The sequence below is a fragment of the Bacillus sp. S10(2024) genome (assembly GCF_050473865.1).
GTDB lineage: Bacteria > Bacillota > Bacilli > Bacillales > Bacillaceae_G > Bacillus_A.
In genome coordinates, this window is sequence record NZ_JBFLUR010000009.1 from 1 (window position 1) to 7,668 (window position 7,668).

At 31.9% G+C, this 7,668-nt stretch carries 5 protein-coding genes and 2 pseudogenes; 3 read left to right on the top strand and 4 right to left on the bottom strand.

Annotated features, from left to right (window positions below; all coding sequences use genetic code 11):
* The 4 genes and pseudogenes from AB1280_RS24475 to AB1280_RS24490 all read right to left on the bottom strand — a co-directional run.
* On the bottom strand, nucleotides 1–419 hold a 419-nt coding region (locus AB1280_RS24475; protein WP_429757416.1), incomplete at its 3' end, for a hypothetical protein.
* 678 nt (nucleotides 420–1,097) lie between these two features.
* Nucleotides 1,098–1,754, bottom strand: a pseudogene (locus tag AB1280_RS24480) (MarR family transcriptional regulator).
* A 220-nt stretch (nucleotides 1,755–1,974) separates the two neighbouring features.
* Nucleotides 1,975–3,445: pseudogene (locus AB1280_RS24485) on the bottom strand (plasmid recombination protein).
* A gap of 818 nt (nucleotides 3,446–4,263) precedes the next feature.
* A complete protein-coding gene (locus AB1280_RS24490) occupies nucleotides 4,264–4,929 on the bottom strand; it encodes a helix-turn-helix domain-containing protein (RefSeq protein WP_429757413.1) in 666 nt (221 codons plus the stop codon).
* Nucleotides 4,930–5,244: 315 nt separating this feature from the next.
* Here AB1280_RS24490 and AB1280_RS24495 point away from each other — a divergent pair, with 315 nt between their 5' ends.
* The 3 genes from AB1280_RS24495 to AB1280_RS24505 all read left to right on the top strand — a co-directional run bounded on the left by AB1280_RS24495 (nucleotide 5,245) and on the right by AB1280_RS24505 (nucleotide 7,515).
* Nucleotides 5,245–5,928: a MerR family transcriptional regulator gene (locus AB1280_RS24495; protein ID WP_429757414.1), complete on the top strand. Its 684-nt coding sequence runs from the start codon at nucleotides 5,245–5,247 to the stop codon at nucleotides 5,926–5,928.
* A 310-nt stretch (nucleotides 5,929–6,238) separates the two neighbouring features.
* Nucleotides 6,239–6,826, top strand: coding sequence for a DUF4240 domain-containing protein (locus tag AB1280_RS24500; RefSeq protein WP_429757415.1), 588 nt, complete (start codon nucleotides 6,239–6,241; stop codon nucleotides 6,824–6,826).
* Nucleotides 6,827–7,050: 224 nt separating this feature from the next.
* Nucleotides 7,051–7,515 (top strand): hypothetical protein, encoded by a 465-nt coding sequence (locus AB1280_RS24505; RefSeq protein ID WP_429757417.1) that lies wholly within the window; start codon nucleotides 7,051–7,053, stop codon nucleotides 7,513–7,515.
* Nucleotides 7,516–7,668 lie beyond the last annotated feature (153 nt).

Consider the following 7,668-nt stretch of genomic DNA (forward strand, 5'->3'; position numbering starts at 1 on the left):
TATCTATAAACATTTGGAACCGCTCCATTAACTTTTGATGTTGTTGCTCCTTTAAGATTAGCTTTAAATGCTATAGATTTATTTATATATTGCGTCATTGTTGTAGCTCCAACTGATTTCCCATGTTTATTATAATGATAGGCTAAAGACTCAATTGGATGACCAAAAGATCCTTTATGCCAAGACCAAACACCATCATGACTAAATACTCCATATTTAACCATTAACGAATTATAATAAGCGTTTTCCCCTGGATCACTTCTTAAAGCCGCATCACCTTCGTTAATTTCAGATGATAAAGCAACACTATTATCAATAGTTTGAGCATATGATTCTACAGGTGAAAATAACCCTAATAATAGAATCATAGATAAAACAAAAATACTTGCCAATTTAAAACTAGCTTTCTTCAATACCATAATAACCTCTCCTTCAAAAATACAATAGTTTGCGTATGTAATATAGTTAATTCATTATGTAAATCAACCACATTATAACAATACTATAATGTTAGCGCTTCCTCAACCTATTTATACCAAAATAGGGTTTGTATTCAAGAAAATACAAAAAATGTAAATGTCTATTCGGTATTTCCCTTGTTTTTGGGTGTGAGTGCTGGCTGGGGGTTTGGGGGCTAGCCCCCAAGAATTTAACGTAACTGCATATTGCAAAAGAGAACTGAATAGATCGATAGGACTGGGTGGTTCGGCTGGTACAATTGCTAGTCTAAGTCGAACCATCTAAATCCTCGTTTTTGGTCTGTTCGGCTTGGCAAAAGCTAAAAACCAGCCGAAAAAAGTTTTGCAAGGACAAAATAAAAAAGAAAAGGCTGTAGCCTTTAGGTGAGGATTAACGAACCGACTTTTTTATTTTGAGGGTGGAGATTTTTGAGTGGTTTTCTCAAAAATACGACCCGTTCCTTGCGGAACTTTTAGCCCTATATATAAGAGTGAGAAGAGTAAAGTGAAGAAAGCCAGTAATAGCAAGGGTTTATAAGACATAAGGTGTTAAATTTTTTTAACACCTGTGTTAAAAAAATTTAACACCTATAAAATGGAAAATGATAAATAAAAAAAGATGTCAATATAAATTGACATCTAAAATAAATAAATTGGTAGTTTATGTTTTTTTCTATTACCTTCAATTTTAATATTACGTAAAGCTTTTGAAAAAATTTGTTGAGTCGCTCTATCAATATCATCTTTAGGTGAATTACATAATATATTAGGATTAACAAACCAAGTCCTTGCTGAACAAGTTCTTCCATCTTCAGTTATTACACCAGTTTCTGCCACTCCTAAAACTCCTTTTTCAAGCAATTCATTCATCATTTTTGAAATAGAAGTCCTTGTTTTCCCTAATTTCTTAGCTAAATAACTAGGAGATGCTGCATTCGGTTTATATCATCATCTTTATTTTTTTCAACAACAACATTTGATTTAAATTCTAGAAATCTTGAAATATCAAATAAAAATGCCTTTTCCGGTTGAGTTAAATAGCCAATTTCACATAAATAATCAATATTCTCTGTAATCATTTGCACAAATCTCACCCGATCCGTAGGTTTTTTTCTTTTTACCAATAAAATATTCTTCTCCACCAGACATTTTACTTAATACTTGTAGCATCATGGCTCTTTCTTCTTCAGAAAGTCCACCAGTGCCTTCAAGTTTTTCATAAATACTATTAATTTTGCTATCTCTTTCTTTTGCTTTTTTTTCAACTTGTCCAAAATCAATAATTTTCTTTGTCATATCTAGTTAATTCCTCCTTAAATTGAGGGAATCAACAAAAACACCTATTTTTTGCTATTTGATTATAAATCAAATTATGATAACCTATAACCAGATAATTTTCTTTTAGGTATTTTCGTAGAATACCCTTTTAAAAGAGTCATGTTCCCGCATGGCTCTTTTTTCATTCTATCACGTTTTCAATAACCTGAAAGATGGAAACAAAGTTTCCCCAATTTTTTTATCTTTCCATATCAAATCCTCGATGTTTATTGCTCATTTCCCTCTTATACTCACGTTCAAATTGATTATCTATTCCCTTATTATCCAATTCATTTTTAATAATCGCTCTAAACGTCTTAAATTGCTCTTTAAAGACTTTTTTTGTTTCTTGATATAAAACCTTTATATTTGTCTGTAAATCTCTTATATGAGCTTTTAAAGAACTTATTTCAGTCTTTAACGTCCCCACTTCTTTTTGCAACTGACCTTTTTCTTGTTTCAATGTCCTATTCTCTTCCATCCAACCTTCTGCAGTCATTCGTAAACTTTGATACTCTTTCACAAAATCTGTTTTTCTCAAATGCTCATAATCCTTTTTGATAGTCACCGCTGCATTCACTTGTTTTGTTAATTCTTGATATTGTTCTGGTGATAACACATAATTTCTTGTCTGTTTCTTCTTGATTTCAGCTTTTCCAAACATCTTATCCTGTACTTCTGTTATTACTTCTTTACGCAAAAATGGAATTTTAACAGGTTCATGTGGTACTTGATCCGCAACACGATCTAATTCTTCTTGCTTTTGTTTTACTCTTTTTTCTAACTCTACATAACGTTGGCCAATCAGCTGCAGCTTTTCACTTCCGCTTTCCACTTGTTGCTTCATTGTCTCTAATTCTTTGTACTTCTCAACGACATCACTTTCCAAACGCTTTTTCACCATCTGTAATTCTTTTGCTTTTTCTTCAGCATCTTTCAAATGATGATCGACAACTTGTAATTGCGTTTCTTTTTCTTGTACTTGATTTTCAATAAATGATTTTGTTTCTGCATATTCCTTATACTGACGGACTTTCATGTACTTGTGAGACCCTACATTTGCCCTTTCAAAATCAGGAATATGTTCTTTTGCTAATTCCTCGATATAAGCCGTTTCTAATGTTCTCCAATTCGCAATAAGTTCCGTTCCTTTTCCTTTTATGCCTTGTTGTTGCAAGGCTCTATCCATTCCGACACGCCTCGTTAAGCCTCGACTACTTTCGAAATTCGGTACATAGTTAATATGTAGATGCGGATTTGCTTCGTCATCATGTAACACCATGTTATAGACTGCTAGATTTGGATTACGCTCTTGAAACGCTTCTGCATACCGTTTTAAACGCTTCTTTCTTTGCTTCCCTATACTTTGGGTCATCTTTGCCTTCTCCAATCGCTACGATCAATTCTCGTTGCTCATGTGTCTTATCGTCTTTATGTACTTTGGCATAGTAATCATTTATTTTACGATCATTCCGTTTTTGTTTCTCGTTATACTTGTCCACCGCCTCTTGAAAAACATCCTTGTATACACTTCGGATGTCCTTTTGAACAAAGTAAATATTCTCCTCTGACCTGGCTGGATCAATACCAGGATTCCCATGAATGTTTTCTCTGTTATTATGGCTCAACGAACTTTGGTGAGATTGATTAAATGAGATAGACGCCAACATAAAGTGCCACCACTTCCCCTAGATTAATTGATACCATAAGTCTAGCAAAGCGACGAAATGGAGTCAATTAACGTAACCCTATACGTATTTTGACGCTAACGCATCAAAATCGATAGGGGTCTGCGACGCTTGTCGGCGTTGCCGAGCCATGTTTAACATGGCAAAAAGACCTCGGACTTTGTCCGAACCTACAAGGGGAACTCTTCCCCTTGACCCCATCAATCGAACTCCCCAACCCCTCAATCCTTGAGGGGCTCCCTCGCCGGTTGGCAGGGTCAAAAGGATACCTTTTGACAACCACAAGAGGGTTGCATAGTGAGTCTGTCAACTCCTTAATGCTCCTTCATTTCGCTTTCGCTTCATTCTGTCCGCTTACCGTTGACAGACACGATACAACTACCTTTATCTACTTTATTTTTCTATTAAGTAGATAATATAGCATACATATAATAAGGGAATGCAGTACAGATCAGTATACAAGCATTCCCTTACTATAAAAATGTTAATAATATTTTAATGTTGTTGTTACTATATATGTCATGTATAGCAATGATAAAAAGATAAATATATCTAGTGTTAAAAATACATATAATATTATTTTTAGCTTTTTAGATGTATCATTTTTAATCATATATATAATAAATAGCATTGTAGTTGATTGAAATAGCATGGTGAAAAATAAAAATGTAATAGCAAATACCATATTCCCTGGTGTAAATGCAGTATTCATAATGAGTAGAGAACTAATTATATTAAGAATAAGCGTAGTTAGTATAAAAATATATTTATAAATGTTTTTAATTTTGATCGCCTACTTTTTAATTTTTTAGTTGGTAATACAGTTGTTTATTTTTATGGTTATATATAAGTATTTTTTTATTGTTTTCATCTACAATGTAAACATCTTTTTCTTCCCAATCTATTCCATGAGATATATCTTTTTCAATTGAAAATAAAACATCTTTATTTCTAAAAGGAATTGAATTTCGATTAGCATGAATGTTTATTTCATGTTCTTTTACATTGAGGCTATAATCCCCTGAATAATTGGAGAAAAAAGGTGTTAATTTACTATAAATATATAGAATTTCTTCTTTATCGTTTTTTTTATAAAAGTGTGAATTAATAACTTTTAGATCTGATGTTTTTATGTCTTTTGGTATAAGTAAAAAAGCAATAAGACAATAAAATATAACAATAAGAGTAATCAAAGAATATATATATATAGCGGCTATTAGTAAATATCTTTTGTAATTGCTTTGTTTTATTATCTGATTTTGCAAATTTGAATCCTCCTTTAATAAAGAATCAATTGAAACATTAAATAGATTGCTTAAGGCTAATAAATTGGTTAGATCGGGAAGACTTTTTCCTAGTTCCCATTTAGATATAACTTGTCTTGAAATAAATAATTGGCTAGCTACATCTTCTTGTGTCATTTTATTTATTAATCTTAAATGTTTTATTTTTTTTCCAATTTCCATATATGTACCTCCTTTAATTACTTTAATTATTTTAATGTTAAATAGTAAGAAACGCATTGTAGCATCACAATAAAAAGGGCCGCAATGATTTGTTGCAGCCTTTTTTGGTGCTATTTTTATCGTGATTTATCTTCTATTTTTAATAATTAATAATTAGAAAGGTAAGTTATAGGGGGATTGTTAGTATTTTAAAAAAAAACACGCTAAGCAAAAAATACAAAGGAAATCCCTTTCAATCCTCGAATAACCATTGAAAAGCGAGTTCAAGAGCGGATGGAGAGCGTTTTATGCTATTCTAGAGAGCGAGGTGAGAGCGTGAAAAGATACGAATATGTCTTGCTAAATAAGGAAATGAGCGAGCGGCTAGGTATCGGAATAAGCACTTTAAGAAAATGGGCTGCCGCTCTAGAAAAGAACGGGTATGGCTGGGAAAAGAATGAAGATGGAACTCGCTACTATACCCGCTATGATGAAGACACACTTATTTTGTTTAAAACTTTAGTACAGGAACAAAGGTTTAATTTAGAACAAGCTGCAAAGGTTATTGTATCAAGGCGTCAAGGTGGACACTCTTTAGAAAGAGCGGGGGGCGCTCTTCAAAAAAAGAAAAAGGAATCCCAAAATGAAACCCATTCTGTTACCCACTCTTTAAATCCTATATCAGCTGAACCATCTATTTTAACAGAAGAAGCTATACAATCATTAATGAATTATGTAAAAAATCAAGAACAACTTAACAAAAGTCTTATAGAGAAAATCCAAGAAATGGAGCAAGAACGAAACTCTTATTACGCCCTGTTAGAAAAAATTGAGGATGAACGTAAAGCGGATCGTGAGCTCCTTAAACAAGTGGGACAACAATTAAAAAGACAAGAAGAACGAACAAATGAAAGAGATAAAATGTTAATGGAAAATATACGGAGCATTCAACAACTCGCAGCAGCCAAAGGAGAAGAGAAAAAAAAGAAAGGATTCTTCTCTAACTTGTTCAGTAAATAAATGAATTTCAATTATTGTACATGAAATTTTAAAAGAACGAATAATATGCAGGATTTTATACAGTTTTTTGGCTAATCCAGTAACAAACGAGAACCAGAAAACCTGCGTCAAGATAGGAATGTATAAAAAGATGCATAGAGTAATAGAAAAGGATAAAGGAGAATCCCTACTCTCACAAGGGATTCTCCTTTATCCTTGCTACCGATAATAGGATGTTATGTTAACTGAATTTGAATAGATTATACAATCTAAAAAACACGATACATGCCTTTTTTTAAATGGTACAATGGAGAAAAAAAGGGGGACTTATATGAAGAAAAAGTTATTTGTTTCCCTCTTTTTGATATGCAGTCTGTTTGGTTGTAATCAAAATCATCAAAATGTAGTTATAAATAAAAAGAAAACAAAGGAGAAGGTTAATATGTTTAACACATCTCAAAATCAGAAGATGGACGAGAATGAGTTCTGGAAAATTATTGATATGTTTGATTGGGAGCATGAAGGTGATGACGAAGCGGTTTTGGAAAAGGCGGTAAACTATTTAAGTGAAAGTTCCAATGAAGATATATTTGCTTTTGAGGACATACTCTCGAAATTGCTTTACGATTTGGACGGTATTGAATATGCAAAGAACATTGGTGAGTATGCCTATGTAAACGAAGAAGAATTTTTCTCCGTAGACAATTTTCTGTATGCAAGATGTGTGGTTGTAGCAAATGGACGGGACTTCTATTACGAAGTTTTACAAAATCCTGAGGAAATGCCGAAGGACATAGAGTTTGAATCTTTATTGAGTGTAGCTAGAGAAGCATATGAACAGAAAAATGACGAAGAATTTGATTATATGCCAAAGTTTGATTATGAAACATATAGCAATAAAGACAAATGGAGAGAATAAATTCCTAAACTTGAACAAATACATACAAACCTGAACTTCCGAGAACGAATTTTACGTCAACTAGCTTCTTTTGTAGAGGCTAGTTTTTTTGCTTAGCATGGTTTTTTTCTGAAATGCTGGCGGTACCCCTGTTTGGCCTGATAAAAGATAAAAAAACCAACCTCGTTATATAGATATAGTTTGTTATAATGCTATAAACAGAAAAAAATAAAAAGGGGAAAATTATGACATTAGAACATGAATTCTTTTTAATAAAAAAAAACATAGATATGAAATACATTTGGAAATTAAATAAAAATGAATTAGATTTTATTGATATGGTTACAATTCATGACGATTTCATTGTATATATTAATGATTCTTTGAAGTGGATTCCCAGTATTAACCCTATAAATCCAAACTTCCCAAGACAATTTGGTATTAATTATTATGAATTAACTTTATTTGATAAAAAATCCGCTTTAATTTTTAAAAACATTCTTACTTCTTGGGAAAATTTAATTAGAAATGCCCCTGACAAAATTTATTTAACCGGACAATATGAATGGAATGAGAATAATAAAGATGAAGGAGAATATAAAGAATTGCAATTCAACAAACAAGATTTAATAATTCAATTAGAAAAAATTATTACATTTACTCAAAAACTTGAAACAGGTGAATATTACATCTTACATCGAGGTATCTAATTTTCCCTTTCAATACCAAAAAATAAAAAAGAGAGTCTTTTTTAGACCCTCTTTTTTATTGCTTTTATTTACGCTTTACCAAAGAAATAATTAAGTTGCTTCCTTTTTGAATATCTATGAATTTACCTAATTTTTTATATCTATAAACATTTG